Source organism: Bacillus sp. 0909A (genome assembly GCF_036765115.1).
GTDB lineage: Bacteria > Bacillota > Bacilli > Bacillales > Bacillaceae > Bacillus > Bacillus mojavensis.
Map to the genome: position 1 here is coordinate 896,517 of NZ_JBAIZU010000003.1, position 26,506 is coordinate 923,022.

Here is a 26,506-nt window from a genome sequence, read left to right on the forward strand (position 1 = left end):
TCATAAAAGAATAAAATCCATTATATTATGGAAAAATAAATTCGAAATGATCTTTTGTTTTATGAAAGAAGGTGATCCCATGCCCACTAACAATAAACCCAATAGATTAATCGCTGAGAAGTCTCCATATTTACTCCAACACGCCCACAACCCTGTGGACTGGTTCCCGTGGGGAGAAGAAGCCTTCGAAAAAGCGAAACACGAAAACAAGCCGGTTCTGGTCAGCATCGGTTATTCGACTTGTCATTGGTGCCACGTTATGGCTCATGAAAGCTTTGAGGACGAGGAAATTGCGCGCCTTCTTAACGAACGTTTTGTTGCGATTAAAGTGGATCGGGAAGAGCGCCCTGATGTCGATTCTGTTTATATGAGAATCTGCCAGCTGATGACCGGGCAAGGCGGCTGGCCGCTGAATGTGTTTATCACGCCTGATCAGAAGCCGTTTTACGCGGGTACATATTTTCCAAAGACGAGCAAATTCAATCGTCCCGGTTTTGTTGATGTGCTTGAGCATCTTTCTGAAACGTTTGCGAATGATCGTGAGCATGTCGAGGATATTGCAGAAAACGCCGCTAACCATTTACAGACAAAAACAGCAGCTAAAACAAGCGAGGGGTTGAGCGAATCAGCGATCCACCGGACATTCCAGCAGCTTGCCAATGGTTTCGATACAATCTACGGCGGCTTCGGGCAGGCGCCGAAATTTCCTATGCCTCATATGCTCATGTATTTTCTTCGTTATTATCACACGACGGGGCAGGAAAACGCTTTGTACAACGTCACGAAAACACTGGACAGCATGGCAAATGGAGGCATTTATGACCATATTGGCTATGGGTTTGCCCGCTATTCGACCGATGATGAGTGGCTCGTCCCTCACTTTGAAAAAATGCTGTATGACAATGCGTTGCTGCTGACAGCTTATACTGAAGCTTATCAAGTCACGCAAAACAGCCGGTACAAAGACATTTGTGAGCAGATCATTACGTTCATTCAACGGGAAATGACCCATGAAGACGGAAGCTTTTTCTCCGCTTTAGACGCGGATACAGAAGGCGAAGAAGGAAAATACTACGTGTGGTCAAAAGAAGAGATCTTGAAGACGCTCGGAGAGGATCTCGGCACGCTCTATTGCAGCGTGTATGACATCACAGAAAAAGGCAACTTTGAGGGCAAAAACATTCCCAATCTCATTCACACCAAGCGTGAACAAATCAAAGCGGATAGCGGCTTAACCGAAGAAGAACTCAGCCGCAAGCTTGAAGATGCAAGACTGAAGCTGTTAAAGACGCGTGAAGAAAGAACATATCCGCATGTTGATGATAAGGTGCTGACGTCATGGAACGCACTGATGATTGCGGGTCTCGCTAAAGCGGCAAAGGTATTCCAGGAACCCCAATACCTCAGCTTGGCTGAAGACGCTATCACCTTTATTGAAAACAATGTAATCATCGACGGCCGGGTGATGGTTCGGTATCGCGACGGCGAAGTGAAAAACAAAGGATTTATCGACGATTATGCCTTTCTCCTATGGGCTTATCTCGATCTCTATGAAGCCTCTTTTGATCTATCATATTTAGAAAAAGCGAAGAAGCTGTCAAACGATATGATCGATTTGTTTTGGGATGAGGAGCATGGGGGGTTCTTCTTTACCGGACACGATGCAGAAGCATTAATTGTCAGAGAAAAAGAAGTGTACGATGGCGCCGTGCCTTCAGGAAACAGCGTGGCAGCCGTTCAGCTCCTGCGCCTCGGGCAAGTCACAGGCGATTTGTCGCTGATTGAAAAAGCCGAAACGATGTTTTCCGTGTTCAAGCCTGAAATCGAGGCATACCCGAGCGGCCACTCTTTCTTTATGCAAAGTGTGTTAAAACAGATGACGCCTAAAAAGGAAATTGTGATTTTTGGGCGCCCGGACGATCCAGACAGAAAACAAATCACAAGTGCGCTTCAAAAGGCCTTTATTCCAAACGATTCCATCCTGGTGGCAGAACATCCCGACCAGTGCAAAGGCATTGCGCCATTCGCGGCTGACTATCGCATCATAGACGATCAAACAACCGTGTATATTTGTGAAAATTTCGCCTGCCAGCAGCCGACAACAGACATCGAAGAAGCCTTAGAAACATTAAAAAGCAGCAGGGATTAAACACCTTGCTGCTTTCTTTTTGATCTCTTATGGTATTGTACAACGATAAATGCAAATAAAAGATTAATGACAACCGTAAAGAAAGTCTCCCACATCGGATTTCCCCGTGTGATGGCGAATAATGAAGGAATATCTCCATATACACTGTTTTTTTCAGTAATAAAAAGACATAAAAACATATTATTCGCGGCATGCACACCAAGTGAAATTTCAAGGCTGCCTGTTTTAACCGTATAATACGTTAAAAGAATCCCAATCGTTACATACTCAATGCCTGCCCAAAAAGCGCTATTATTCATTTCAGGATTGCCAAAGTGTACAGCCCCAAATAGACTGCCGACAATCAGCGTCAATACAAAAGGGTTCTTTATTACTTTTCCAAAAGCCTGCAATAAAAATCCCCTGAAAAACAGTTCTTCCGCAGAAGTCTGGAGCGGCACCAATAACAGAGATGCCACAAGCAGCCACAGAAAACGAGAGGCGTCAAAATCCTGAAAAGTGTATTTCGCCGGATGAATCGCATAATCAATCCCTTGAACCACTGCCATCAGCAAGAAATAAGCGATAAAGCCAAAGAAAATGCTGCGCCAGCTGATTTTTGCATGCGGTGTAATGACTGACCGAAACGGACGTTTCAGGATAAAGCGCACCGCCAGCCAAACCCCTGGGATCGCAAATACATAAACGATATGAGTTAAAAACAGATCAGCCAAAGAATCGGTTAACATACCTGTATCCACATCAAACGCGATATTTGGACTTAAAAGTGCAGTCAATAACATCATAAAGACATAAACAATGCTTCCAAACAAGAATAAGCCAACCATCACCAAAAAGGAGAAAAAATATCTCCACAATGTATTGTTTCCTTCTAGAGGACGGATAAATGAATTCATTCCTTCGATGACTCTTCCTTTCCATGAGAATATTACTATATATTTGCATAATTTGGTCTATTAATCTACTGTTTTGGAAATCTTTTAAGCAAAATTAAGGCGAAAAGTGTGAATTTAGTTCTTCCATCTAGTGATTTGAACTCTGTCCCCAATGAATCAAGATACTTATAATAATGCCAAGAGGGGAATGTTCAGTCTTTCTCCCGCTATTAAAAAAGGGGGTTTTTTATGAATACGGGCGTCAAACAGAAACATACACATCCTTTTTCAAACGCGGCAAACCGTTTAGACCGCCTCCCGATTTCACGTGTCCACTTCCAAGTATTAACCGCTCTCGGCATTGTTTACTTCTTTGATCTTGCGGATTTATTTACCCTCAGCAATGTAGCACCGGCACTGATCGAGCATTGGGGCATCCAGCTTTCAACCATTGCCAATGTAACGGCTGCTTCGTTTTTGGGCATGTTTTTGGGAGCATCACTTGGGGGACGGCTTTCAGATCGAATCGGCCGAAAAAAAGCCTTGAACCTATTTGTCTTCGTTTTTTCAATCGCATCGTTATGTAACGCCGCGGCTTGGGACATCCCATCCTTAATGGCGTTTCGTTTCCTCACTGGGTTTGGCGTCGCAGCTGCCATGGTCATCACCAATAGCTATTTAGCAGAATTTTTCCCATCCAGTGTTCGCGGAAAATATATTTCTTTCTGTGCCATGATCGGATTGATTGGCGTTCCGATCACCAATATCGTATCAGCCTTTGTCATTCCGCTCGGCTCTTGGGGATGGAGACTTGTCTTTGTATGGGGCGCTGTTGGTCTTATTTATTTTTTCTTTATTCGGCGGCTGGAGGAATCACCCCGCTGGCATGAAAATCGCGGTGAATATGAAAAGGCCGATGCCATCCTGAAAAGGATTGAAGCAAGCGTTGAAAAAGAAAAAGGCCCGCTTTCTTCTCCGGCGCCGCAAACCGCAAGCGGACAAGTTCAACATGCAGGTTACGCGGGATTATTAAAGGGGAGAAACCTTAGAATAACCATTGTGTTATCCGCGGTATGGATTTTTGAAACCTTTGGATTCTACGGCTTTGCCTCTTGGGTCCCTAGCTTGCTAAAAAGCAACGGGGTCACAATGGAAAATACATTATGGTATAACGTATTGCACTCGGTCGGCGCTCCGCTCGGCGCGTTGCTGGGTTCAATGATTTCTGAAAAATTCCAGAGAAAATGGATCTTGGCCGCCAGTGCGTTTCTGACTGCCATCGCAGGTCTTTTATATGGCATGACCTTCATTCCCATCATGATTATCGTGTTTGGTTTCATCGTCAATATTACGGAACGGGTTTTCACATCAAACTTATATGCCTATACATCTGAGCCTTTTCCAACAGAGTATCGCTCGTCAGGCAGTGGTTTAGCCTATGGGCTCGGGCGGTTTTCGAACATCTTCGGATCATTGCTCGTCGGTTTTATCGCCGTTCAGCTCGGTTATGTCAGCGTCTTTTTCTTTATAGGCGGCTGCTGGCTCGCATGCTCCATTTTGTTAATCTGCTTCGGCCCCAATACGAATGCCAAGCAGATATAAAAAGTCAGTGCGGCGTTTAACCGCACTGATTTCAATTCAATTCCTTAAGCTTTCTCGCAGGGTTTCCCCCTACAACCGTATTCGCAGGCACATCCTTTGTCACTACGGAACCCGAAGCAATCACCGCATTATCGCCGATTGTCACTCCCGGGTTTATCACTGCCCGCCCCCCAATCCAAACATTGTCTCCAATTGTAACAGGCTTACCGAATTCCTTCCCCGACTTCCTAACAAGCGGGTCGAGAGGGTGACCAGCCGTGTAGATATGCACCCCCGGAGCAATCAAACAATCACATCCTATACGAACTTCACACACATCAAGAATGACACAGTCAAAATTAACAAATGTACGATCCCCCATATGAATGTGATAGCCGTAATCACAGCGGAATGTCGGCAAAATGGTGACATGATCACCGATCGAACCAAGCAGATTCTTCAAAAGCTGCGTTCGCACGGACTCGTCTTCTGGTGATTCGTTATATTGTTTAATCAGATTTCTCGCATGTTTTCGCTCTAGTGATAATTCACGGTCTTCCGAGTTGTATAATTCTCCGGCTGCCATTTTTTCTTTTTCTGTCGGCATTCAATTCACTCCAAGATGTTAAATTGTAATCTCTATTAGATTTCCTTCCTCATCTTCAATTACACTTTCATAGTAGCCGTCCCCTGTCGTCCTTGGACCGCTTGCTACAGCGAATCCGTCCTGCTTTAACCTTTCTGTCAGTTCATCAACATTCTCTTTGCTTCCAGTGGAAAAAGCGATATGCGCCCAGCCTGTCATCGTTTGTGACGGCTGATCAGTCACATCTCCTTTCTTCATGATTTCCAGTCTTGCTCCGGAATCAAATGTGATAAAATACGACTTAAAATCTTTCTTCTCATTATGATAAAGAGAATTGGCTTTGCCATTAAAATACGTTTCATAAAAAGCCCTCATTCGCTCTAAATCTCTGACCCAGATGGCCGTGTGCTCAATATGCATATCTTCCTCCTCCTTTGTCTTTCAATGAAGTTATAAGGGATGAAATGCATTTCAGTTCAAGCTTTTTTTCATGAATTGATGCTGAATTTTTATATTTACGGGATGTTCCTGCAAAAATAACAAAAATGCTGCGGTGCCGAGCTGCTCAAGATTCAGGTCAAGCGATGGGAAACAGAGGGCACGGCTGATAGAGGAATGTCCTTCTCCAATGATCTCAACATTCCAGCCTTTCTTTTTGGCAAATACATAAATTCCCGCTGCCACTTCATCACTGTTTGCATAAATAGCCGTTGGAGCCCGGCCGCTTGTATAGAAATACGCACCCGCCTGCTCTCCATCGTCCATATGATTGCAGCCGGTCAGCATATGGCGGTCCTCCAGGCTGCCATAGACGGCCTGATAAGCCGCTGCTTTATCCGCCGTACTCGGGCTCTTGTCGGCGCTTCTCACGCAAGTAAAAGCGATATTCTCATGTCCGCGATTCTTTAGATATCGAAAGCTTTCTATGTAGGCTGCTTTTCTGTCATTGTAAGCACAAGGAATATCCATGTCTCTAGTGTCTTCACAAGCGATAATCGGTCCATATTCTTGATAGGCTATTATACTGTCCCAGTGATTGGCTCGTGATGTAATAATGAGGCCATCTATTTTTTTCATTCTTAACAGCTCTAAATATTTGATTTCAATGTCGGGGTTATAGTTGGTAGGGAGGAGGGTTGTTGCATATTCATGTCTAAATGCCGCCTTTGTGATGCCGTTTACGATTTTATCAAAGCAAGGGTGATCGCTGTAAGGCAGGATTACACCGATCGTTTGAGTCTTGCCGCGAATGAGATCGATCGCAGTTCGATTCGGTGTGTAGTCTAATTCCTCCATGACTTGATGCACCAGCTTCCTTTTTTCTTCAGACACGTACGGATGATGATTCAGCACGCGTGACACAGTCGAAACAGATACATTCGCCAATCTCGCAATCTCTTTTATGTTTGCCATCTCTTTCTCCTTTTTCATCATAAAAAAGCAGTAAGGATCAATCCTTACTGCTATCACATCATATATTGATCCTAAGTTCAACAGGACAATGGTCGGAGCCTAAGACTTGTGCTGATATCTTGGCATCTTCAATCTGCCCCTTAAGCCGCTCAGAAACAACAAAGTAATCCAGACGCCAGCCGATATTTCTGTCCCGGGCCCCCGCACGATACGACCACCAGGAATAAGCGCCTTCCAGATCAGGATATAAATAACGGAATGAGTCGATAAAGCCGGCTTCCAAGAAGCGAGTGAATGCTCCTCTTTCTTGATCAGAAAAACCCGCGTTATTCCGGTTTGCTTTTGGATTCTTCAAATCAATTTCCTGATGAGCCACATTTAAATCACCGCAGAGGATAACAGGTTTTGTCTTGTCCAATTCAAGAATAAACGCTAATAAAGCCTCTTCCCATTGTAAACGGTAATCGATGCGTTCCAGCCCTCTTTTTGCATTAGGCGTGTAAACGGTCATCACATATACGTTTTCAAATTCCAGCGTAATCACTCTGCCCTCTTGATCATGCTCTTCTATTCCGATTCCATACATGACGTTCTGCGGCTTTTGTTTTGAAAAAACAGCCGTGCCGGAATATCCTTTTTTCTCCGCATAGTTCCAATATACGTGGTAGCCTTCTGGCTCAAGATCCACTTGGCCGTCCTGAATCTTTGTCTCCTGCAGACATACAATATCGGCATCCTCATCTTTCAAGTAAGAGAGGAAATCCATTTTTCTCATGACAGCCCGCAGGCCATTCACATTCCAAGAAATGAGCTTCATTTAATCTCCCCCTATAAAAAAGAGCAAGAACCCGAAGGTCCTTGCTCTTTACGTATATGCTTACTCACCGCTTACGTATGGAAGTAAAGCCATTTGACGTGCGCGTTTGATCGCTGCAGTCAATTTACGTTGGTATTTAGCGTTTGTTCCAGTTACACGACGTGGTAAAATTTTACCGCGCTCAGAAACAAACTTTTTAAGAAGATCTACATCTTTGTAGTCGATGTGCGTAATGCCGTTAGAAGTGAAATAACACACTTTACGGCGCTTCGCACGACCGCCTCTGCGTCCTCCTGCCATTGTCATTTCCCTCCTTTCTTTGTCAATTTAGCGATATTCTCATTAGAATGGAAGATCATCATCCGAGATGTCAATCGGCTTGCCGTCGTTGGCAAATGGGTCATCATTAAAGCTGTTCCCCTGATTGCGTCTCTGGTTGTTTTGATTTCCTCCGAATGGATTATCATTTTGGCCTCCGCCAAAGTACTGGCCTCCGCCGCTGTTTCCTTCGTTGTATCCACCTGAACCAGAACCGCCGCCGTTTTTCGGCTCAAGAAATTGAACACTTTCAGCTTGGACCTCGGTCACAAAGACACGCTGCCCTTGCTGATTTTCATAGTTTCTTGTTTGTAAACGGCCATCTACGCCCGCAAGGCTTCCTTTTTTCAGGAAGTTTGCAACGTTTTCGGCTTGTCTTCTCCAAGTGACACAATTAATGAAATCGGCCTCACGTTCTCCAGACTGGTTCGTAAATGTACGATTCACAGCAAGAGTAAACGTGGCAACAGCCGCACCGTTTGGCGTATAACGAAGCTCTGGGTCTTTTGTCAGTCTTCCGACTAATACAACTCGGTTAAGCATAAGAAAGACCACCTTTTACCATTATATATTTCAAAATTGCTTATTCTTCTTCTTTAACAACAATGTGGCGAATGATATCGTCACTGATCTTAGCTAGACGGTCAAATTCTTGAACTGCCGCAGCATCAGCTTGAACGTTTACGATTTGGTAGAAACCGTCGCGGAAATCGTTGATTTCGTAAGCAAGACGACGTTTACCCCAATCCTTTGTTCCAGTGATCTCCGCACCGTTAGAAGTCAGAACGTTGCTGAAACGCTCGATAACTGCTTTTTTAGACTCATCGTCAATGTTTGGGCGGATAATGTACATAACTTCGTACTTTCTCATCTGTTTGCACCTCCTTTTGGACTAAGCGGCCCGTAATGGGCAAGGAGCAATAATTCTATTACTCACAATTTTATATTATACCAAAGCTCTTGTCCCTTTACAACTGCATCCTATACATTAAATCGGAAATGAATTACATCTCCGTCTTTTACCACGTAGTCTTTTCCTTCAAGACGGACTTTTCCGGCTTCCTTCGCTCCTGCCATGCCGCCGCCCGCAAGAAGATCCTCATAAGCAACCGTTTCAGCGCGAATGAAGCCACGCTCAAAGTCACTATGAATAATTCCAGCGCATTCAGGGGCCTTCATGCCTTTTTTGAATGTCCAAGCTCTGACTTCCTGTTCACCAGCTGTGAAATAGGTTGCCAGCCCAAGCAGGGAGTAAGATGCTTTAATCAGCTGATCAAGACCTGACTCTTCAATACCCAGCTCTTCAAGGAACATTTGCTTTTCATCGCCTTCAAGCTCAGCGATTTCGGATTCAATCTTCGCACAAACGACGATAACTTCTGCGTTTTCGCCGGCAGCGTATTCACGAATCTTCGCAACATATTCATTGCCAGACGGATCAGCCACTTCATCTTCACTTACGTTCGCAACATACAAAATAGGCTTTGACGTCAGCAAATGAAGCTGCTTTACAAGCTTTTGCTGCTCTTCAGTAAACTCAACAGAACGAGCAGGCTTTTCATTCTCAAACGCTTCTTTCAGTTTAGACAAAATGTCAAACTCAAACACAGCCTCTTTATCTTTTTGCTTTGCAAGCTTGCTGACACGTGTAATCCGCTTTTCAACTGTTTCCATATCAGCGAGAATCAGCTCAAGATTGATCGTTTCGATATCATCAATCGGATCAACTTTACCGGAAACGTGTGTAATATTATCATCAGAAAAAGCACGGACAACGTGGCAGATCGCGTCAACTTGGCGAATATGAGAAAGGAATTTGTTACCGAGACCTTCTCCTTTTGACGCACCTTTTACGATTCCTGCAATATCAGTGAATTCAAAAGCAGTCGGCACAGTCTTCTTTGGTTGGACAAGCTCAGTCAGCTTTTGCAGACGATCGTCCGGTACTTCTACAATTCCCACGTTCGGATCAATTGTACAGAACGGGTAGTTGGCTGATTCGGCACCGGCCTGTGTAATTGCGTTAAATAATGTTGATTTCCCGACGTTCGGCAAACCGACAATTCCAGCTGTTAAAGCCATTCTTTCATCTCCTCTATATAAAACCGTCATTGCATTAACGTATTTTGAACCTAGAGCAATTATAAGGAGGTTCACTGGAAAAGACAAGCTGACAAAAAAGCATTTTCAGCCTGCTGAACCCTCTCATTATGCTTTTTTCAAGCCCACTAAACAGTCAAAAAGCGTACTTCCCATTCCATTATCAGAATTTGTATCATTTGTCAGCGTATTGACGGAGCCGCCAAAAGCCGCCCACATGCCTTCATCTATATTTATCGTCTTCGGATGAGCCTGTTTCATCACTTTCACTTTTCCATTCAAACGGCCCCGATCATTGAAAATGACAACCTCGTCTCCATCCTGAAGATTCTGCTCAGCCGCTATGTCTGAAGAAATATCAACCTGTATGTGCTGAAGCTTCTCGATGAACGGAATATGCTGTGAATGATTAGAGCGCTGCGGATGAATGGACAAAAGCGTGTAAGGGTATTTTTCGGCAAGTTCTTCGTTATGGTAAACAGACTCCTCAGGCACATCTAATTGAAGCACACCGCTAAATCCTTTTTCTTCACCTAAAGACGAAGTAAACTCAAATTTACCGCTTGGCGTCAGAAACGTAAAGTCATCCCACGGCACCTGTTTGACCGGAAGCGGGAGGTGGCCTTTTTCTTTCAAGCGCTCAAGCGTTACACCGTCAGCCTCCAATGAAGAAAGCCCCATCTCCAAAAATGCTTCAGTACTGTGTTCAAAAAGCTCTCCAAACCCAAGGCGTTTTGCAAGCTCTGCCCATATCCATCTGTCCGGCTTCGCTTCGCCCTGCGGTTCCACCAGCTTCTTCCCATACTGAACATAATGATGGTACATACTAGAATAGTAAATATCCTCTTCTTCAAAAACAGTGGCAGTCGGCAAAACATAGTCGCACAGCATTGCCGTATCGGTCATGATGGAATCAATCGCTACGGTCACCGGAACCTTTTCAAATGCTTTTCTTACTTTATTTGTGTTTGGCACCTGAGTCAGCGGGTTCCCGCATGTCACGATAATCATCTCGATCGCAGGATCAGCAGCGGTTAAAACCTCTTCAGCCTGTGTCATCATTGAAAAAGAGCGTGATTTCTTTTTTAATTCCGGAAGTGTCAGCTTCGTTTTTGCAAAGCTTTCACCAACCTGGACATTGCCAAAATTTGCGCCGCCGCCTTTAATACCAACGTTTCCGCTTGCCGCAACAAGCGCATCAATCCAGCGAATCGTCCCGCCGCCATTTTTGTACCGCTGCATACCAAGCCCCATAAAAGTAGACACAGGGCCATCGGCATACAGACCAGCAAGAAACTCCAGCTCTTCCATCGTTGTCTCTGTTTTCTCAGTAAATTCTTCTAAAGAAACGGTACTCAAAAGCTCTTTCACATCATCAAACCCGACAGAATGCTGAGAAATAAAATCCTCATCCGTTCTTCCCGTCTCGATCAGAACCTTCAAAACAGCCGCGGCAAGCCAGCCATCCATTCCTGGCTTTACAGAAATATAACGGTCGGCCAGTTTTGCAGTCGGATTAAAAATCGGATCAATCACCGTCAGTGTTGCGCCCTTTTTCTTTACCTGCTGCAAATGGTGATAAAGGTGCATGTTTGTCCTTGATACATTTCTGCCCCACACAACGACGTGTTTGCTATTGTAAATATCAAGCGGCCCGTGCCCATACGACCGACCGAAATCCCAGCTTTGCGCCTCTATACCGGAGCCCCAGCAAATGCTTCCAACAACCTCAGTTACACCGCCATACGCATTAAAAAAACGCTGATCTAGCGCTTTTAACAAACCGTTATTGGCGTAATCATGGCTGTGCAAAACTGCTGTTGTTTCTGACGTCTCCTTAATGTCCCGAAGTTTATCGGCAATTTCATCAAGAGCCTGCTTCCAGGAAATCCGCACAAACTCACCATTTTGTTTCTTCATCGGATAGCGAAGCCGATCAGGCGAGTTTGTTTTCGTCTCTAGCATTCTGCCGCGGCCGCAGATTTTTCCTTCTGTAATCGGATGGGTTGGATCTCCGTCCACTTTTGTTACCTTTCCGTCATCAACAGTCACCACAAAACCGCAGCTGTCCCAGCAATTCAGAGGGCATGCTGACTGATGCACTTTGCTCATCGCCGTCTTCTCCTTACCTTCTATATGAAAAAGCATGAGTGTCAGCCTTTTTATGAAGTAGGCTCCTCATGCTTGACCAGTACTTTTTTTACTTTTCTTTCAAATTCTTTTCTCGGAATCATCACACTGTGAGAGCAACCCTCACACTTAATCCGAATATCCATTCCCATACGTATGATTTTCCATCTGTTTGCTCCGCATGGGTGCGGTTTCTTCATTTCTACAATATCTTTCAGGCCAAAGTCTTTATCCGCCAAGACCCTTCACCTCTCTTCATAAACTGCTGAATCTATTGTACAAAAAAACTGATCATTAGAGCAATCATCATACCCAAAAAGAAGAACATCCTCTTATTTCCATTTACTTAAAATAGGATATAACAGCAAACAAACTAATAGATAAAGATTCAGCATGCCATAAATGGGATACAGAAAAGCGATTAAATCGGAAAAACCGAAAGAAGTAAAAGGCACCATCAACACTAACAGAATCAATACAATCATCCATCTCGGCATGTGAAGAAATGCCATGAGCCGGCTGGACAATCCGAATAAACCAGCCACTGTCGTCGTATATATCGCAAGGCACAGCACCGCAGTCATACATAAAAAAAGAAAATAAGGGGCGCCTTCCAGAACAGCAAACAGTGGAATTTCAAATTGAGAAAGGGAGCCCGCCAGCTCCACTAACGTTTCATTATAAACAAAAGAGATTACGCCAAAAATAAGACCGCTGGCCACACTGGCGATTTTTGCTTCCCCCAGCCCTTTCATTTCTTTCCCGACAGACGATAAAATCGCGACCACCGAAAGAATATTTAAGGAAGTAAACGTAATGCTGGCAGGCCAGTTATACTGCCGGCTCAAATCTATCGTCCACGTATGGTGATGAGTGCTCTGAAATGAAAATAACGCGTACAGCAGACCCGCTACTAAAATAGGAATTAAAATGGCATTCACAGATAAAATCCCATTCACATCCCAAAAAAACAAACAAACCGTCACGATGCAAAGCAGCGCAATCCCCCACCAAAAAGGGAGCTTGTACATCTGCAGCGTCACTCCGCCTCCTGCGATCATCACCATGGTTGTAGAAAATAAATAAAAGACAATGAGAATATCATAAATTTTCGCCAGCCACGGTCCCATTAAATGTTCAAGAACCGGCAGAAAGTGAGTGGATTGAACCTTAAAACTGATTTTCATCACAATATAAGACGAGAAAATGAACATTACTGTAAACAGCACAATAGCCAGTCCGCTTTCCGCGCCAAAAAACTGCCATATCTCCTGACCGCTTGCATATCCGGCGCCGATCAGACTGCCCAATATAAGGAGCATCCACCTCATTCCGGCTCTCCACAACATTATCACCTCATAGGTACAGAGTTCAGATTGTTTCCGTTATTGTTACTATATAAAACGCTAATAACAAAAATGCCTATTTTCATAGAAAAACAAAAAATAATGAATGGAGTAAAAATATCATACAAAATACACATAAAAAAAAGACCGCCTAAACAGGCAGTCAAAACACAGAATTCCATCCTCCACTTTCTTCAACAAGCTATCCTGACTTCCTAAAATAAATGTTCGATTGGCTCAATGCCAAAAATTCAAAAATTCCGGTATTAGAAGTCAATTTCAATCCTTCGATCATTGTAAACCTCATTAGGCATTCCGTATTCACATGATTGCTTCATTATTAGAACCATAAACAAATTAGACAGCAAACCAAATCTTGCGTCATCTGAAGCGCTGCGACACAATACTTGTAAATAACCTCTATCAACTCCTCTCTGTATTCAAAAATCCGTAAACAGACACAAAGCATAAAAAACCTAACTGCTGGATATAATGTAAACAACCTTACATACCAAAAAAACACATCCCTAGCAATTCCGATATCTAACAAGGAAGTGAAACCTATGAATCGAAAAGGCGGGCTTTTTTCTTCTCAGGAACGAGTAAAGCAATATGTTTCACATACAGATACAGCTGCAGCAAAACAAATACAAACGATTCTTTCTTCATCCTTACGTAAAGCTGCCGGAAGACCAATTGTTGTGGTTTGTATCGGAACAGACCGATCAACTGGTGACTCATTAGGCCCGCTCGTAGGAATGAAACTCAAACAGATGCAGCTCACCAGATTCAACGTCTACGGCACCCTGTCTGATCCCGTGCATGCTGTAAACATGAAGGACAAATTAATGGACATTCATAAATTACATAAAAACCCATTTATTATAGCGGTGGATGCATGCTTAGGGCGTGTGAAAAGCGTAGGTTCATTCCAAATCGGAGAGGGTCCTTTAAAGCCTGGGGCCGGTGTACAGAAGGATCTTCCTGAGGTTGGAGATCTCCATGTGAACGGAATTGTAAATGTGAGCGGTTTCATGGAGTACTTTGTTTTACAAAATACAAGGCTTCACTTGGTCATGAGTATGGCACATGTTCTTGCTGAAGGACTGAGTTTAACAGATCGAACAGAGTGGAGGCAGGAACGGCTTAGTCCGCTGCAAAGACTCACAGGACGATTATAAAACAAAAAACCATCTTCAATAGAGATGGTTTTCTTTCATTACGACTCTCGTTCTGATAAAAGCTCTAAGATCCGTTCAAGATCCTCATTGGAGAAAAACTCAATTTCGATCTTGCCTTTTTTCTTTTGTCTCTTAATATTTACTGTTGTACCAAAATAATTTTGGAGATACGATTCCCGTTCTTTAATAATCGCATCCTTCACAGGCTCTTTTTTCTTTGTTTCACGTGGAACATTCTCATTTAATTGCTGAATCAGCTGCTCAAGCTGACGAACGTTAAGCTGTTCTGCAATCACTTTTTGCACAAGCGGTTCAAGCTTGTTTTTATTTTTCAAACCAAGAAGTGTGCGGCCATGCCCCATAGAGAGCGTGCCTTCCGCGATCAGCTGCTGAATGTTCTCAGGCAGTGTCAGCAATCTTAAATGGTTGGCAATATGCGGCCTGCTTTTTCCTAGACGTTTTGCAAGCTGCTCTTGCGTAACATCTAAGTGCTTAAGCAATGAGTCATAAGCCTGAGCCTCTTCCAGCGGTGATAAATCCTCACGCTGAAGGTTTTCCAGTAAAGCAATTTCTCTCATTAATGCCTCTGATAATTCACGAACAATCGCTGGAACAGTTTCTAATCCTGCAAGCTTTGCCGCCCGAAAGCGCCGTTCACCCGCAACGATATCATAGCCTTTTAAAGATTTTCTGACGATAAGCGGCTGGAGAATGCCATGCTGCAGCACAGATTCCTTTAGCTCGGCTAGCGCTTCGTTGTCAAAGTGTTTTCTTGGCTGATAAGGATTAGGGCGTAAATCGGTAACTTTGATTTCCTCAACTGTCTCTTCAGTCAAATCAACCTGATTAAACAACGCATTAATCCCTTTTCCAAGGCCTTTAGCCATTCGCAGCCACTTCCTTTGCTAAATCTAAATATACTTCCGCTCCTCTTGATCGCGGATCGTATAAAATGATGGGTTTACCGTGACTCGGTGCCTCGCTCAAACGGACATTACGCGGAATAACAGTCTGATATACTTTATCTCTAAAGTATTTTTTCACCTCTTCAATCACTTGAATGCCAAGATTTGTCCGGGCATCAAGCATCGTCAGCAATACGCCTTCAATCATTAGATCAGTATTCAAATGCTTTTGCACTAGACGTACTGTATTTAATAATTGGCTCAGTCCCTCTAAGGCATAGTATTCGCACTGTACAGGTATGACAACTGAATCTGAAGCAGTCAACGCGTTAATTGTCAGCAATCCCAATGACGGGGGACAATCAATAATAATATAATCATAATTCTGCTTCACTGCTTCAAGCGCTCTCTTAAGTCTTACTTCTCTTGAAATTGTCGGAACCAGCTCGATCTCAGCTCCTGCAAGCTGTATCGTCGCAGGAATCACATCCAAATTCTCTACTGAAGTTGCTTTAATAATATCTATTACATCTGCATCATCTACTAAAATATCGTACACACACTGATCTACATCGGCTTTTTCAATCCCCAATCCGCTCGTTGCATTCCCTTGCGGATCAATATCTACCAGCAGAACCCTTTTCCCTATGTAAGCTAAGCATGCTCCAAGGTTGACAGACGTCGTTGTTTTTCCGACTCCGCCTTTTTGGTTCGTAATTGCTATGATTTTTCCCACGATGTCACCTACTTTCACATGAACATGTACTGTCATGTTTCTATTTTATCAAAAAAAGATTAAAGCGTTTCACTTTTTTCATCATTTTGTTTTTTATCAGAAGGGAATATTTGAAAATTCAATCAGCGATATATTGCTTTCTCTTATAAATTCTAATCCTTATATGTTTTTTTGACTTAAAAAAGGGATTTTAAATAGAAAAAAAGAAGAAGTTACAATACAGAAAGTACAAACAGGACGGTGATCATATGGTTTACAAAACAAAAAGAGATGCACCCGTTACTCTTATGATTGTGTTTCTCATTTTACTGATACAAGCAGATGCCATAGTTCCTTTTGTGCTGGGAAATATGAGGATATCCGGCTTGATCATTTTTGTTCTTCTGACTCTTTTAAATGTGCTCATCATTTGGAGTTTCATTGATCTGAAATATGTATTGAAGGAGCACCGTTTGATCATTAAAGCCGGATTGATCACACATCAAATTCCTTATGAAAAAATCGACAAAGTGATTCAACAAAAGAAGCTGTGGTCAGGTTTTCGGCTTATTGGCTCACGACATGCGATTACAATTTATTATCGGGGAGGCTGGGGACATGCAGTCATTTCTCCAAAAAACACAGAAGAATTTATCCAGCAGCTCAAAGAAAAGAATTCTAATATAACAATCGCAACTAAAAGTAATTAATTTCCTTTTAGCGAAAAAGCTCTCCTGGACAGCAGGAGAGCTTTTATTTTGGTATGCGAATCGTCAGTTGAATATATTCTTCAAATTCTTCTTCTTCCGTATTCAATTTTACACCGCTGTCTTCAACCATTGACAGTGACTGGCGAATCGTGTTCATTGCAATTCTAGTATCCCTGCTGAACGCTTTGCGTCTAGGCTTTGGTTTTCTCTGGCCTTGCTCCAGCATTTTAACCACGCGGTCTTCTGTCTGCTTTACATTTAAGCTTTTCTCAATTATCTCTGTGAGCAGTGTGACTTGGAGCTCAGGCTGTTTCAGGGGAATCAGCGCTCTGGCATGACGCTCAGTGATTTTCTTCTCCATAATTGCGTCTTGAACCGGCTGAGGCAGCTTTAATAGCCGCAGCTTATTCGCAATCGTTGACTGTCCTTTTCCTAAACGCTGCGCCAGTGCTTCCTGTGTTAAATCATGAAGCTCAAGGAGCCTTGCGTAGGCATGCGCTTCCTCAATCGAAGACAATTCCTCCCTCTGCAAATTTTCAATTAACGCCACAGAAGCGGTTTCCGTGTCGGAAAAATCCTTAATAATGGCCGGAATCTTCTCCCACTCGAGCGATTGCACCGCTCTCCAGCGTCTTTCACCTGCAATGAGTTCGTATTGGCCTTCTTCTTCTGTATGCCTGACAACAATCGGCTGAATAATGCCGTGTGTATGAATGGTCATTGCTAACTCTTTGATTTTTTCATCTGAGAAAATGGTGCGTGGCTGAAAACGGTTGGGAACGATAGCATTTACCGGTATTTCAAGAATCTCTTCTTTGTTTGTCTCATGTTCAGCAATCTCCGGTTCCTGTTCCTTCTCACCAAGCCCGAAGAAACGAGAGAATGAATGCTTCATGTACCTACACCACCTTTAAAAACTGCCATTTTTATAATTCTATTTTCTCATGGTTTTTCCTGCTGTACCGTCATTAATTTTGAAGAAAATATGATGGTATTGTCATATCAGGCTGTCTAAATTACCCTTCAATTGGCGATTTATTAGGAGTTCCCGGTTTTCTTGGATACTTCTTAGGTGTATTTTTAATCTTGCGTATCACCATAATGTTACGATCGCTTTCTTCAATAGGCAGCTTAAAGGAATAGGTATTCTCCAGTTCTCCTCCAAGCGTTGTGATTGCTTTTTTCCCCGCATTTAATTCTTCTTCAGCAGATGCGGCTTTTAAAGCAACAAATAAACCGTTTTTCTTCACCAGAGGCAGACAAAGCTCGCTTAAAACAGATAGTCTCGCAACCGCTCGCGCTGTCACGATATCATAGCTTTCCCTTATGTCCTTCCGTTGCCCGAATGTTTCAGCTCTATCATGGCAAAATGTCGTATTCTCCAATTGTAAAGCTTCAGACAGCTTTTCTAAGAATGTTATTCGTTTGTTTAATGAATCTACGATTGTGACATGAAGGTGCGGAAAACATATTTTAATCGGCAGACTCGGAAAACCCGCTCCCGCTCCGACATCACAAATCGTATTCACCTGATTGAAGTCGACATAAAATGCAGCTGTAATGGAATCATAAAAATGCTTCAGATACACTTCTTTTTTCTCTGTAATCGAAGTCAGATTGATTTTTTCATTCCACTCAACCAGCATATCGTAATACAGCTCAAATTGCTCCAGCTGACGAGGAGAAAGGGAGATCCCTTTTTCCGCCAGTCCAGAGGTGAATTCTTCAATATTCATGCCGTCATCCTTTCTACTCGGCTATCTTCGCAATGCGGCCCTGCTCTAAATATACCAATAGAATTGAAATGTCTGCCGGGTTCACACCGGAAATACGGGAAGCTTGGGCAACAGACAAAGGCCGTACGTTTTTCAGCTTTTGACGAGCCTCAGTTGCAATCCCCTTAATTGCGTCATAATCAATTCGATCAGGGATTTTTTTGTTTTCCATCTTCTTCAGTTTTTCCACTTGCTGAAGGGATTTTTCAATATACCCTTCATATTTCACTTGAATTTCTACTTGTTCTGCCACTTCTTGCGGAACCGGTACTTCTGGCGGCGCCAGTTTTGTCACAGTTTCATAGTTCATTTCAGGACGTTTCATCAAGTCTGTGCCGCGTACTCCATCTTTCAATTCGCTTCCGCCAAGAGAACGGATATATTCTTGATTTTCTGGAGACGGCTTGATAATCACAGAATGCAGACGTTTTTTCTCCGCTTCGATGGCCGCTTTCTTCTTTTCAAAAGCCGCAAATCGCTCATCAGAAATTAATCCGATACGGTGGCCGATTTCTGTCAGACGCAGATCTGCATTGTCATGGCGAAGAAGCAATCTGTATTCAGCACGAGATGTCAAAAGACGGTATGGCTCATTTGTTCCTTTTGTCACAAGGTCATCAATGAGAACACCAATGTAGGCGTCAGAACGGCTTAGAATCACTTCTTCTTTTCCAAGCGCTTTTCGTCCTGCATTGATTCCCGCCATAATGCCTTGTCCCGCGGCTTCTTCATAACCGGAGGTTCCATTAATTTGGCCGGCAGTGTAGAGATTTGTAATTTTTTTCGTTTCAAGCGTCGGCCATAGCTGAGTCGGTACAATCGCGTCGTACTCAATCGCATAGCCGGCTCTCATCATTTGAACGTTTTCCAGACCCGGAATCGTTGCAAGCATTCTTTGCTGCACGTCCTCTGGAAGACTAGTAGACAAACCTTGAACATAAACTTCCTGCGTATTTCTGCCTTCTGGCTCAAGGAAAATTTGATGACGCGGTTTATCATTAAAACGAACAACTTTATCTTCAATTGACGGGCAGTATCTCGGACCTGTACCTTTGATCATACCGGAATACATCGGTGAACGGTGCAGGTTGCTGTCGATAATTTCATGTGTCTCAGGACTCGTATATGTCAGCCAGCAAGGAAGCTGATCAGTGATGTATTCAACCGTTTCATATGAGAAAGCGCGAGGCACTTCGTCACCAGGCTGAATTTCCGTTTTGCTGTAATCAATCGTGTCGCTTTTGACGCGAGGCGGCGTACCTGTTTTAAAACGAACAAGATCGAAGCCCAGTTCTTCCAAATGCTCAGAAAGCTTAATAGAAGGCTGCTGGTTGTTCGGACCGCTTGAGTAAGAAAGATCACCGAGAATGATACGCCCTCTCAAATATGTTCCAGTCGTCATGACAACAGCTTTCGCGCGGTAATGCGCACCGGTTTGTGTAATGACACCGCGGCACTCGCCGTCTTCAACGATCAGCCGCTCCACAATTCCTTGCAGCAGCGTTAAGTTTGGTTCTTTTTCAAGCGTATTTTTCATTTCGTGCTGATATTGGAATTTGTCTGCTTGGGCACGCAATGCACGGACCGCAGGACCTTTTCCAGTATTCAGCATTCTCATTTGAATATGCGTTTTATCAATGTTTCTGCCCATTTCTCCGCCAAGCGCGTCAATTTCGCGGACGACAATCCCTTTTGCAGGGCCGCCGACAGACGGATTACATGGCATAAACGCAACCATATCTAAGTTGATGGTCAAGACAAGCGTTTTGGCGCCTTGGCGTGCTGATGCGAGGGCAGCCTCAACACCGGCATGCCCGGCGCCAATCACAATCACATCGTATTGGCCTGCTTCATACCCCATGATTTTAATTCCTCCTTTTATTATTTTCCTAAACAGAACTGTGAAAAGAGCTGATCAATTAAGCTTTCGTGGACAGCGTCTCCAATAATTTCGCCCAGAAGCTCCCAGCATCTTGTTAGATCAATCTGCACCATGTCGATCGGGACATCCTGTTCGATGCCGCTAAGCGCGTCTTCAATGGCGCGTTTTGCTTCCTGTAAAATTGATATATGGCGTGTGTTGCTGACATACGTTAAATCTCCGCTTTCAATAGCACCTGTAAAGAACAGCGATTGAATCGCTTCCTCCAAATCATTAACGCCTTCTTCTTTTAGAAGAGATGTCGTTACAACAGGACGTCCGTTGGCCAGCTCACGTACACGTTCTATGTCAATTTTCGCCTCGAGGTCAGTCTTATTCATAATAACGATGACGTCCATTCCCTTAACGGCTTCAAAAAGCTTCACGTCTTCTTCAGAAAGCTCTTCACTATAATTGAGTACGAGTAAAATCAGGTCTGCTTCCTTCAAAACCTGACGAGAGCGTTCAACACCTATTCGTTCAACAATATCCTCTGTTTCACGAATACCTGCAGTATCAACAAGACGAAGCGGAACACCTCTCACATTCACGTATTCCTCAATCACATCCCGTGTCGTACCCGGAATATCGGTAACAATGGCTTTTGCCTCGTGAACCAGGCTGTTCAGAAGAGAAGACTTCCCGACATTCGGACGGCCGATAATGACAGTAGAAAGACCTTCCCGTAAAATTTTGCCTTGCTCAGATGTTCTAAGCAGCGCCTCAATTTCTTTTTTAACGGAGCTTGCCTTTTCAACTAAAAGCTGATGTGTCATTTCTTCTACATCATCATACTCCGGATAATCTATATTTACCTCAACATGGGCCAGCGTTTCTAAAATATCATCGCGCAAACGGCGCACCAAAGCAGAGAGACGCCCTTCCATTTGATTCAAAGCGACGTTCATTGCCCGATCGGTTTTCGCTCTAATTAAGTCCATTACCGCTTCCGCCTGTGAAAGGTCGATTCGGCCATTTAAAAATGCGCGTTTCGTAAATTCACCAGGCTCCGCCAGTCTCGCTCCCTCTCTTAAGGCGAGCTGGAGCACTTGGTTTACTGTCACAATTCCCCCGTGGCAGTTTATTTCTATGACATCTTCACGTGTAAAAGTTCTCGGTGCTTTTAACACCGATACCATTACTTCCTCCACGACCCGATCGGTACGTTTGTCTACGATATGGCCGTAATGAATCGTGTGTGATTCGACCGAACTGATCGTTTTCCCTTTCGGCCCTTTATAAATCCTGTCGGCAATCTGGATTGCTTCCGGTCCGCTCAGCCGTACAATAGCAATCGCACCCTCACCCATCGGTGTAGAAATGGCCGCAATTGTATCCATGTTGTTCACCTCTCTTTTCTATACTCTCATTCATCTATATAAAAAAATATTTTATTATGCCAAAACTAAAAGATAACATAGTTTGGTTCGAAGTGGAAGATGTGTTATCCACAGACTTAGAAATTCATCCCTTATTACTTTAACTTATCCACATGTGAATAACAATTAATTTTATTTCCTGAACTTCCTTTTTATCAACAGGATACACCTAAAAAAGAAAAACTAAAACGGAAAAAGCTTGATATTACAAGGGAAAATAGATTTTTCTATACAAAAAAACCGAAGCTCCGATTTTTACCGGGCTTCGGTTTTATGTTATCTTTTCTGGGAAATAACGAGGTGGCGATTGTCGCCTTCACCCATTGAATACGTATTGATCTGCTGATTTGCATATTTGGAAAGAGCATCATGAATGATTTTTCTTTCACTGGACGGCATCGGTTCTAAATGAACGTCTTTTTTCGTTTTCAAAACCTGGTCTGCCAGTCTCACAGCCAGCTGACTCAGCGTATCTTTCCTTTTTGAACGGTAGTTTTCTGCATCTACCGTCACATTTTTATACTGATCTGAATAACGATTAAGGACAAGCTGGGTCAAAGTTTGAAGGGCATTTAAGGTTTGTCCTCTTTTCCCAATCAACAATGCCGCTTTTTCACCCGTTATATGGAAACATACTGCCTTTTTGCTTTCTTTTACAGTCACATCAGACTTTCCGGCAATGGATTCGGCAATTCTTTTAAGATAAATCCTTGTTTCCTGAATCGGATCAAATTTTTCAGCCAGCTTTACGATTGCCGGCTTTTTGCCGAATATACCGAGAAACCCTTTGTTTCCTTCCTCAATAACGGTAATGTCAACTTCATCTCTCGTTAATTGCAGCTCACGTAATCCGGACTGTACTGCTTCATCGACATCTCGCCCTGCAGCAGTCACATTCCTCACTTTTTCTTTCCTCCGGCTTTTTGCGGCTGAGGATCTTTTTTAATATCAGGCCCTTTAATGAGGAAAGTTTGCGCAATCATAAACAAGTTACCGACTACCCAATAAAGAGAAAGCGCCGCTGGGAAGTTGATCGCAAACACAATGATCATAATCGGCATAATCCAAAGCATCATTGCCATTTGCGGATTTTGCTGCGCGTTGCCCGCCATCATTAATTTTTGCTGTACGAAAGTAGCAACCCCGGCAACAATCGGAAGAATATAGAAAGGATCTTTTTCCCCTAAGTCAAACCATAAGAAACTGTGCTCTGAAATCGCCTGTGTTCTCATGATCGCATGATAGAATCCGATTAAAATCGGCATTTGAATTAAAATCGGGAAACATCCTGCCAATGGGTTGACGCCATGCTTTTGAAATAAAGCCATTGTTTCCTGCTGAAGTTTCTGCTGCGTTTTTTGATCCTTTGAGCTGTATTTTTCTTTAAGCTTTTGCATTTCCGGCTGTAAAGCCTGCATCGCTTTCGAGCTTCTCAGCTGCTTGATCATCAGCGGCAAAATTAATAAACGGATTAAAATTGTAACAATAATAATTGAAAGTCCATAGTTGTCTCCCGTCAATTTCGCAACATACGTAATGAGCTCAGACAATGGAAATACTACGTACTTGTCCCAAAAATGCGGACTATCTGCAGTGATCGGCTCTTTGACACTCGAGCATCCAGCCAAAAGCATGAATACGCCGACCATACTTAATAGCAACCATATTCTCCTTTTCAACAACATTTCCTCCTATAATCATTCTTTACACTCTCTTATTACAAAACATACTTGTATGTATTTTAGCATCTTTCAGTTTTAAATGGTGTCTTTTTCTGTTCAACCAGAAAGGAAGCGCTTTTAAAAGTTGTAAGAAAGCAGTGGCACCTACTTTTTTGACGAAGTTTTCTTATATAATGAGGCCTTCCTGAATAAATGCTGCATACTTTTTTTCGTTTCCTCAAATGTCAGCTGACTTGCTGGTTTTCTGGCAATAATAATATAATCCTTTTCCTTCAGCCTGTCTCTCTCTTCTAGAAAAGCTTGCCGGATTAAACGTTTTATCCGGTTTCGCATTACTGCATTGCCAATTTTTTTGCTGACGGAAAGACCAACGCGCAGCTCATCGTTTTCAGGCTGATCAAGCGTATATAAGACAAACTGGCGATTCGCTACTGATGTCCCATGCTTAAACACTTTTTGAAAATCTTCATTTTTCTTTAAACGATTTCGCTTCTTCAAATTGACTCACTCCGATACTGGCTGGCAGAAACTTTTAATTTTATTAGAAAATGAGATGTGCAGAGACAGGGACATCCCCCCGCTCATACACATCACATATATCTTTTCCCTTAAAGTGAAAAAAGACCACTGACATTATTCAGTGGCCTAAGCTGATAATACTTTTCTGCCTTTGCGGCGACGGCGCGCTAAAACTAGACGACCGTTTTTTGAACTCATACGGCTTCTGAAGCCATGAACTTTACTGCGTTTACGGTTATTCGGTTGGAATGTTCTTTTCATTTATGACACCTCCCTCGAGGAATAGCTGTTAAAGACAGTCTTACTTATTATATTTGCGTTACCTATTCATTGTCAACTTCACTAGTGCTTTTGTTTCTTGCAACCATAATAGGATACCATACCTTCTCGACTTTCGAAACCTTATTTTTTCAGATTCCTGAATTTAACGAAAAAAAGTCAAATTCAAATGACATTCTGAGCTGAAAATTCGTGATGTGGATATCTTTTTCCCCTTTTTTTACTATCCACAAAGGTTATCGACAACATTTTCACACTGCTAACTCCTGTGGACAAATTTTTTTCAACAGGTTGTCTGCTTTGTGGATAAGATTGTGACAGCCATTGCAAGCTCTCGTTTAATTTGGTATTATATTTGTGTTTTAACTCTTGATTACTAATCTTGCTTTTACTCTTTATCCACAAACTGTGGATAAGATGTGGATTGATTTCACACAGCATGTGTAGAAAGTTGTCCACAACTTGTGAAATTTGTCGAAAAGCTATTTATCTACTATATTATATGTTTTCAACATTTAATGTGTACGAATGGTTACCGCCATTTGCTCTTTTTTTGTGTTCTATAACAGAAAAAGACGTTACAAGACGTTATTTTTTTAGAAAAGGAGGGACGTGCCGGAAGATGGAAAATATATTAGACCTGTGGAACCAAGCCCTTGCTCAAATCGAAAAAAAATTGAGCAAACCGAGTTTCGAGACTTGGATGAAATCAACGAAAGCCCACTCACTGCAAGGAGATACATTGACAATTACCGCTCCTAATGAATTTGCCAGAGACTGGCTGGAGTCCAGATACTTGCATCTCATTGCAGATACTATATATGAATTAACCGGGGAAGAATTGAGCATTAAGTTTGTCATTCCTCAAAATCAAGATGTCGAAGACTTTATGCCAAAACCGCAAGTCAAAAAAGCGGTAAAAGAAGATACATCTGATTTTCCTCAAAATATGCTCAACCCAAAGTATACATTTGATACTTTTGTCATTGGATCTGGAAACCGATTCGCTCACGCAGCTTCCCTAGCAGTAGCGGAAGCACCTGCAAAAGCATACAACCCTTTATTTATCTACGGGGGCGTTGGATTAGGGAAAACACACTTAATGCATGCGATCGGCCATTATGTAATAGATCATAATCCTTCTGCCAAAGTGGTTTATCTGTCTTCTGAGAAATTTACTAACGAGTTCATCAACTCTATTCGGGATAATAAAGCAGTTGATTTCCGCAATCGCTACCGAAATGTTGATGTGCTTTTGATAGATGATATTCAATTTTTAGCCGGGAAAGAACAAACGCAAGAAGAATTTTTCCATACTTTTAACACGCTGCACGAAGAAAGCAAACAAATCGTCATTTCAAGTGATAGACCGCCTAAAGAAATTCCGACACTTGAAGACAGATTGCGTTCACGCTTTGAATGGGGTCTGATTACAGATATCACGCCTCCTGATTTAGAAACGAGAATTGCGATTTTAAGAAAAAAAGCCAAAGCGGAAGGCTTGGATATTCCGAACGAGGTTATGCTTTATATCGCAAATCAAATTGACAGCAACATTCGGGAACTGGAAGGGGCATTAATCAGGGTCGTTGCGTATTCATCTTTAATTAATAAAGATATTAATGCCGATCTGGCCGCCGAGGCATTAAAAGATATTATTCCTTCCTCAAAACCGAAAGTGATTACAATAAAAGAAATTCAGAGAGTAGTAGGCCAGCAATTCAATATTAAGCTTGAGGATTTCAAAGCAAAAAAACGGACAAAATCGGTAGCATTCCCTCGTCAAATCGCTATGTACTTATCGAGAGAAATGACTGACTCCTCTCTCCCTAAAATTGGGGAGGAATTCGGTGGCCGTGACCATACAACCGTTATTCATGCGCATGAAAAAATCTCAAAACTGATGGCAGATGATGAACAGCTTCAGCAGCATGTAAAAGAAATTAAGGAACAGCTTAAATAATAGGGCCGGGGATAAATCGGGAGAAGTGTGAATAACTTTTCTAAAGTCATGCACAGTCTGTCCACATGTGGATAGGCTGTGTTTCCTGTCTTTTTCACAACTTATCCACAAATCCACAAGCCCTACTATTACTTCTACTACTTTTTTTAAAAAAATATATAT

Annotated in this window: 27 protein-coding genes; 5 read left to right on the forward strand and 22 right to left on the reverse strand. The window is 42.7% G+C overall.

What is annotated here, in order from left to right:
* Positions 1 to 79 precede the first annotated feature (79 nt).
* Complete coding sequence (locus V6D42_RS14735; protein WP_333513704.1) at positions 80 to 2,149, forward strand: thioredoxin domain-containing protein; 2,070 nt, start codon at positions 80 to 82, stop codon at positions 2,147 to 2,149.
* Here V6D42_RS14735 and V6D42_RS14740 read toward each other — a convergent pair.
* The gene (locus V6D42_RS14740) at positions 2,146 to 3,045 is read right to left on the reverse strand and encodes a CPBP family intramembrane glutamic endopeptidase (RefSeq protein ID WP_333513705.1); all 900 of its coding nucleotides are present in this window, start codon (positions 3,043 to 3,045) and stop codon (positions 2,146 to 2,148) included. The genes V6D42_RS14735 and V6D42_RS14740 overlap by 4 nt on opposite strands.
* Before the next feature lie 228 nt (positions 3,046 to 3,273).
* Here V6D42_RS14740 and V6D42_RS14745 point away from each other — a divergent pair, with 228 nt between their 5' ends.
* Complete coding sequence (locus tag V6D42_RS14745; RefSeq protein ID WP_333513706.1) at positions 3,274 to 4,626, forward strand: MFS transporter; 1,353 nt, start codon at positions 3,274 to 3,276, stop codon at positions 4,624 to 4,626.
* Between the two features lie 31 nt (positions 4,627 to 4,657).
* Here the strand turns inward: V6D42_RS14745 and V6D42_RS14750 are convergent, their stop codons facing one another.
* From V6D42_RS14750 to V6D42_RS14800, 11 genes are all read right to left on the reverse strand, one after another.
* The gene (locus V6D42_RS14750; RefSeq protein WP_333513707.1) at positions 4,658 to 5,212 is read right to left on the reverse strand and encodes a maltose acetyltransferase domain-containing protein; all 555 of its coding nucleotides are present in this window, start codon (positions 5,210 to 5,212) and stop codon (positions 4,658 to 4,660) included.
* A gap of 18 nt (positions 5,213 to 5,230) precedes the next feature.
* A complete protein-coding gene (locus tag V6D42_RS14755; protein ID WP_333513708.1) occupies positions 5,231 to 5,611 on the reverse strand; it encodes a VOC family protein in 381 nt (126 codons plus the stop codon).
* A 51-nt stretch (positions 5,612 to 5,662) separates the two neighbouring features.
* Positions 5,663 to 6,604 carry a LacI family DNA-binding transcriptional regulator gene (locus tag V6D42_RS14760; protein ID WP_333513709.1) on the reverse strand — a complete coding sequence of 314 codons (942 nt, stop codon included), beginning with the start codon at positions 6,602 to 6,604 and terminating at the stop codon, positions 5,663 to 5,665.
* A 58-nt stretch (positions 6,605 to 6,662) separates the two neighbouring features.
* Positions 6,663 to 7,421 (reverse strand): exodeoxyribonuclease III, encoded by a 759-nt coding sequence (xth, locus tag V6D42_RS14765; protein WP_333513710.1) that lies wholly within the window; start codon positions 7,419 to 7,421, stop codon positions 6,663 to 6,665.
* A gap of 60 nt (positions 7,422 to 7,481) precedes the next feature.
* Entirely contained in the window at positions 7,482 to 7,721 is a 240-nt protein-coding gene (gene rpsR / locus V6D42_RS14770; protein WP_003219224.1) for a 30S ribosomal protein S18, read from the reverse strand.
* 42 nt (positions 7,722 to 7,763) lie between these two features.
* Positions 7,764 to 8,282: a single-stranded DNA-binding protein SsbA gene (ssbA, locus tag V6D42_RS14775; protein WP_003219228.1), complete on the reverse strand. Its 519-nt coding sequence runs from the start codon at positions 8,280 to 8,282 to the stop codon at positions 7,764 to 7,766.
* A 40-nt stretch (positions 8,283 to 8,322) separates the two neighbouring features.
* Entirely contained in the window at positions 8,323 to 8,610 is a 288-nt protein-coding gene (gene rpsF, locus V6D42_RS14780; protein WP_010332658.1) for a 30S ribosomal protein S6, read from the reverse strand.
* Positions 8,611 to 8,720: 110 nt separating this feature from the next.
* Positions 8,721 to 9,821 carry a redox-regulated ATPase YchF gene (gene ychF / locus V6D42_RS14785; protein WP_010332659.1) on the reverse strand — a complete coding sequence of 367 codons (1,101 nt, stop codon included), beginning with the start codon at positions 9,819 to 9,821 and terminating at the stop codon, positions 8,721 to 8,723.
* A gap of 126 nt (positions 9,822 to 9,947) precedes the next feature.
* On the reverse strand, positions 9,948 to 11,951 hold the full coding sequence (locus tag V6D42_RS14790; RefSeq protein ID WP_333513711.1) for a molybdopterin-dependent oxidoreductase: 2,004 nt from the start codon (positions 11,949 to 11,951) through the stop codon (positions 9,948 to 9,950).
* A gap of 50 nt (positions 11,952 to 12,001) precedes the next feature.
* On the reverse strand, positions 12,002 to 12,208 hold the full coding sequence (locus V6D42_RS14795; RefSeq protein WP_010332661.1) for a DUF951 domain-containing protein: 207 nt from the start codon (positions 12,206 to 12,208) through the stop codon (positions 12,002 to 12,004).
* A 93-nt stretch (positions 12,209 to 12,301) separates the two neighbouring features.
* Entirely contained in the window at positions 12,302 to 13,318 is a 1,017-nt protein-coding gene (locus V6D42_RS14800) for a YkvI family membrane protein (RefSeq protein ID WP_032731139.1), read from the reverse strand.
* A gap of 560 nt (positions 13,319 to 13,878) precedes the next feature.
* On the opposite strand from V6D42_RS14800, the gene yyaC reads away from it, so the two are divergent.
* Positions 13,879 to 14,496 (forward strand): spore protease YyaC, encoded by a 618-nt coding sequence (yyaC, locus tag V6D42_RS14805; RefSeq protein WP_333513712.1) that lies wholly within the window; start codon positions 13,879 to 13,881, stop codon positions 14,494 to 14,496.
* Positions 14,497 to 14,534: 38 nt separating this feature from the next.
* Here the strand turns inward: yyaC and spo0J are convergent, their stop codons facing one another.
* A complete protein-coding gene (gene spo0J / locus V6D42_RS14810; protein WP_333513713.1) occupies positions 14,535 to 15,383 on the reverse strand; it encodes a stage 0 sporulation protein Spo0J in 849 nt (282 codons plus the stop codon).
* Entirely contained in the window at positions 15,376 to 16,137 is a 762-nt protein-coding gene (gene soj, locus V6D42_RS14815; protein WP_010332665.1) for a sporulation initiation inhibitor protein Soj, read from the reverse strand. Before soj ends, spo0J begins: the two co-directional genes overlap by 8 nt.
* A 248-nt stretch (positions 16,138 to 16,385) precedes the next feature.
* Here soj and V6D42_RS14820 point away from each other — a divergent pair, with 248 nt between their 5' ends.
* Entirely contained in the window at positions 16,386 to 16,826 is a 441-nt protein-coding gene (locus V6D42_RS14820; protein WP_333513714.1) for a PH domain-containing protein, read from the forward strand.
* A 43-nt stretch (positions 16,827 to 16,869) separates the two neighbouring features.
* On the opposite strand, the gene noc is transcribed toward V6D42_RS14820, so the two are convergent.
* The 8 genes from noc to rpmH all read right to left on the reverse strand — a co-directional run bounded on the left by noc (position 16,870) and on the right by rpmH (position 24,363).
* Entirely contained in the window at positions 16,870 to 17,721 is an 852-nt protein-coding gene (gene noc, locus V6D42_RS14825; protein WP_003219249.1) for a nucleoid occlusion protein, read from the reverse strand.
* A 121-nt stretch (positions 17,722 to 17,842) separates the two neighbouring features.
* Positions 17,843 to 18,562, reverse strand: coding sequence for a 16S rRNA (guanine(527)-N(7))-methyltransferase RsmG (gene rsmG, locus V6D42_RS14830; RefSeq protein WP_010332667.1), 720 nt, complete (start codon positions 18,560 to 18,562; stop codon positions 17,843 to 17,845).
* A gap of 13 nt (positions 18,563 to 18,575) precedes the next feature.
* On the reverse strand, positions 18,576 to 20,462 hold the full coding sequence (gene mnmG / locus V6D42_RS14835) for a tRNA uridine-5-carboxymethylaminomethyl(34) synthesis enzyme MnmG (protein WP_010332668.1): 1,887 nt from the start codon (positions 20,460 to 20,462) through the stop codon (positions 18,576 to 18,578).
* 20 nt (positions 20,463 to 20,482) lie between these two features.
* Positions 20,483 to 21,862 (reverse strand): tRNA uridine-5-carboxymethylaminomethyl(34) synthesis GTPase MnmE, encoded by a 1,380-nt coding sequence (mnmE, locus tag V6D42_RS14840; RefSeq protein ID WP_026014643.1) that lies wholly within the window; start codon positions 21,860 to 21,862, stop codon positions 20,483 to 20,485.
* A 315-nt stretch (positions 21,863 to 22,177) separates the two neighbouring features.
* A complete protein-coding gene (gene jag / locus V6D42_RS14845) occupies positions 22,178 to 22,804 on the reverse strand; it encodes an RNA-binding cell elongation regulator Jag/EloR (RefSeq protein WP_010332670.1) in 627 nt (208 codons plus the stop codon).
* Complete coding sequence (gene spoIIIJ / locus V6D42_RS14850) at positions 22,801 to 23,586, reverse strand: YidC family membrane integrase SpoIIIJ (RefSeq protein ID WP_081638392.1); 786 nt, start codon at positions 23,584 to 23,586, stop codon at positions 22,801 to 22,803. The genes jag and spoIIIJ overlap by 4 nt, the downstream gene beginning before the upstream one ends.
* Before the next feature lie 141 nt (positions 23,587 to 23,727).
* Positions 23,728 to 24,081: a ribonuclease P protein component gene (gene rnpA / locus V6D42_RS14855; protein ID WP_333513715.1), complete on the reverse strand. Its 354-nt coding sequence runs from the start codon at positions 24,079 to 24,081 to the stop codon at positions 23,728 to 23,730.
* A gap of 147 nt (positions 24,082 to 24,228) precedes the next feature.
* Entirely contained in the window at positions 24,229 to 24,363 is a 135-nt protein-coding gene (gene rpmH, locus V6D42_RS14860) for a 50S ribosomal protein L34 (protein WP_003178075.1), read from the reverse strand.
* 640 nt (positions 24,364 to 25,003) lie between these two features.
* Here rpmH and dnaA point away from each other — a divergent pair.
* The gene (dnaA, locus tag V6D42_RS14865; RefSeq protein WP_010332673.1) at positions 25,004 to 26,344 is read left to right on the forward strand and encodes a chromosomal replication initiator protein DnaA; all 1,341 of its coding nucleotides are present in this window, start codon (positions 25,004 to 25,006) and stop codon (positions 26,342 to 26,344) included.
* Positions 26,345 to 26,506 lie beyond the last annotated feature (162 nt).

Excerpts from the sequence above, each read along its gene's own strand:
- V6D42_RS14745 (WP_333513706.1), top strand. The coding sequence starts at position 3,274 with ATGAATACGGGCGTCAAACAGAAACATACACATCCTTTTTCAAACGCG.
- mnmG (WP_010332668.1), bottom strand. The coding sequence starts at position 20,462 with ATGGGGTATGAAGCAGGCCAATACGATGTGATTGTGATTGGCGCCGGG.
- V6D42_RS14755 (WP_333513708.1), bottom strand. The coding sequence starts at position 5,611 with ATGCATATTGAGCACACGGCCATCTGGGTCAGAGATTTAGAGCGAATG.
- mnmE (WP_026014643.1), bottom strand. The coding sequence starts at position 21,862 with ATGGATACAATTGCGGCCATTTCTACACCGATGGGTGAGGGTGCGATT.
- ychF (WP_010332659.1), bottom strand. The coding sequence starts at position 9,821 with ATGGCTTTAACAGCTGGAATTGTCGGTTTGCCGAACGTCGGGAAATCA.
- V6D42_RS14800 (WP_032731139.1), bottom strand. The coding sequence starts at position 13,318 with ATGTTGTGGAGAGCCGGAATGAGGTGGATGCTCCTTATATTGGGCAGT.
- rpsR (WP_003219224.1), bottom strand. The coding sequence starts at position 7,721 with ATGGCAGGAGGACGCAGAGGCGGTCGTGCGAAGCGCCGTAAAGTGTGT.
- V6D42_RS14820 (WP_333513714.1), top strand. The coding sequence starts at position 16,386 with ATGGTTTACAAAACAAAAAGAGATGCACCCGTTACTCTTATGATTGTG.
- V6D42_RS14790 (WP_333513711.1), bottom strand. The coding sequence starts at position 11,951 with ATGAGCAAAGTGCATCAGTCAGCATGCCCTCTGAATTGCTGGGACAGC.
- spo0J (WP_333513713.1), bottom strand. The coding sequence starts at position 15,383 with ATGGCTAAAGGCCTTGGAAAAGGGATTAATGCGTTGTTTAATCAGGTT.
- dnaA (WP_010332673.1), top strand. The coding sequence starts at position 25,004 with ATGGAAAATATATTAGACCTGTGGAACCAAGCCCTTGCTCAAATCGAA.
- V6D42_RS14760 (WP_333513709.1), bottom strand. The coding sequence starts at position 6,604 with ATGGCAAACATAAAAGAGATTGCGAGATTGGCGAATGTATCTGTTTCG.
- rpmH (WP_003178075.1), bottom strand. The coding sequence starts at position 24,363 with ATGAAAAGAACATTCCAACCGAATAACCGTAAACGCAGTAAAGTTCAT.
- V6D42_RS14735 (WP_333513704.1), top strand. The coding sequence starts at position 80 with ATGCCCACTAACAATAAACCCAATAGATTAATCGCTGAGAAGTCTCCA.
- xth (WP_333513710.1), bottom strand. The coding sequence starts at position 7,421 with ATGAAGCTCATTTCTTGGAATGTGAATGGCCTGCGGGCTGTCATGAGA.
- ssbA (WP_003219228.1), bottom strand. The coding sequence starts at position 8,282 with ATGCTTAACCGAGTTGTATTAGTCGGAAGACTGACAAAAGACCCAGAG.
- spoIIIJ (WP_081638392.1), bottom strand. The coding sequence starts at position 23,586 with ATGTTGTTGAAAAGGAGAATATGGTTGCTATTAAGTATGGTCGGCGTA.
- rsmG (WP_010332667.1), bottom strand. The coding sequence starts at position 18,562 with ATGAATATTGAAGAATTCACCTCTGGACTGGCGGAAAAAGGGATCTCC.
- rpsF (WP_010332658.1), bottom strand. The coding sequence starts at position 8,610 with ATGAGAAAGTACGAAGTTATGTACATTATCCGCCCAAACATTGACGAT.
- yyaC (WP_333513712.1), top strand. The coding sequence starts at position 13,879 with ATGAATCGAAAAGGCGGGCTTTTTTCTTCTCAGGAACGAGTAAAGCAA.
- V6D42_RS14740 (WP_333513705.1), bottom strand. The coding sequence starts at position 3,045 with ATGAATTCATTTATCCGTCCTCTAGAAGGAAACAATACATTGTGGAGA.
- noc (WP_003219249.1), bottom strand. The coding sequence starts at position 17,721 with ATGAAGCATTCATTCTCTCGTTTCTTCGGGCTTGGTGAGAAGGAACAG.
- V6D42_RS14750 (WP_333513707.1), bottom strand. The coding sequence starts at position 5,212 with ATGCCGACAGAAAAAGAAAAAATGGCAGCCGGAGAATTATACAACTCG.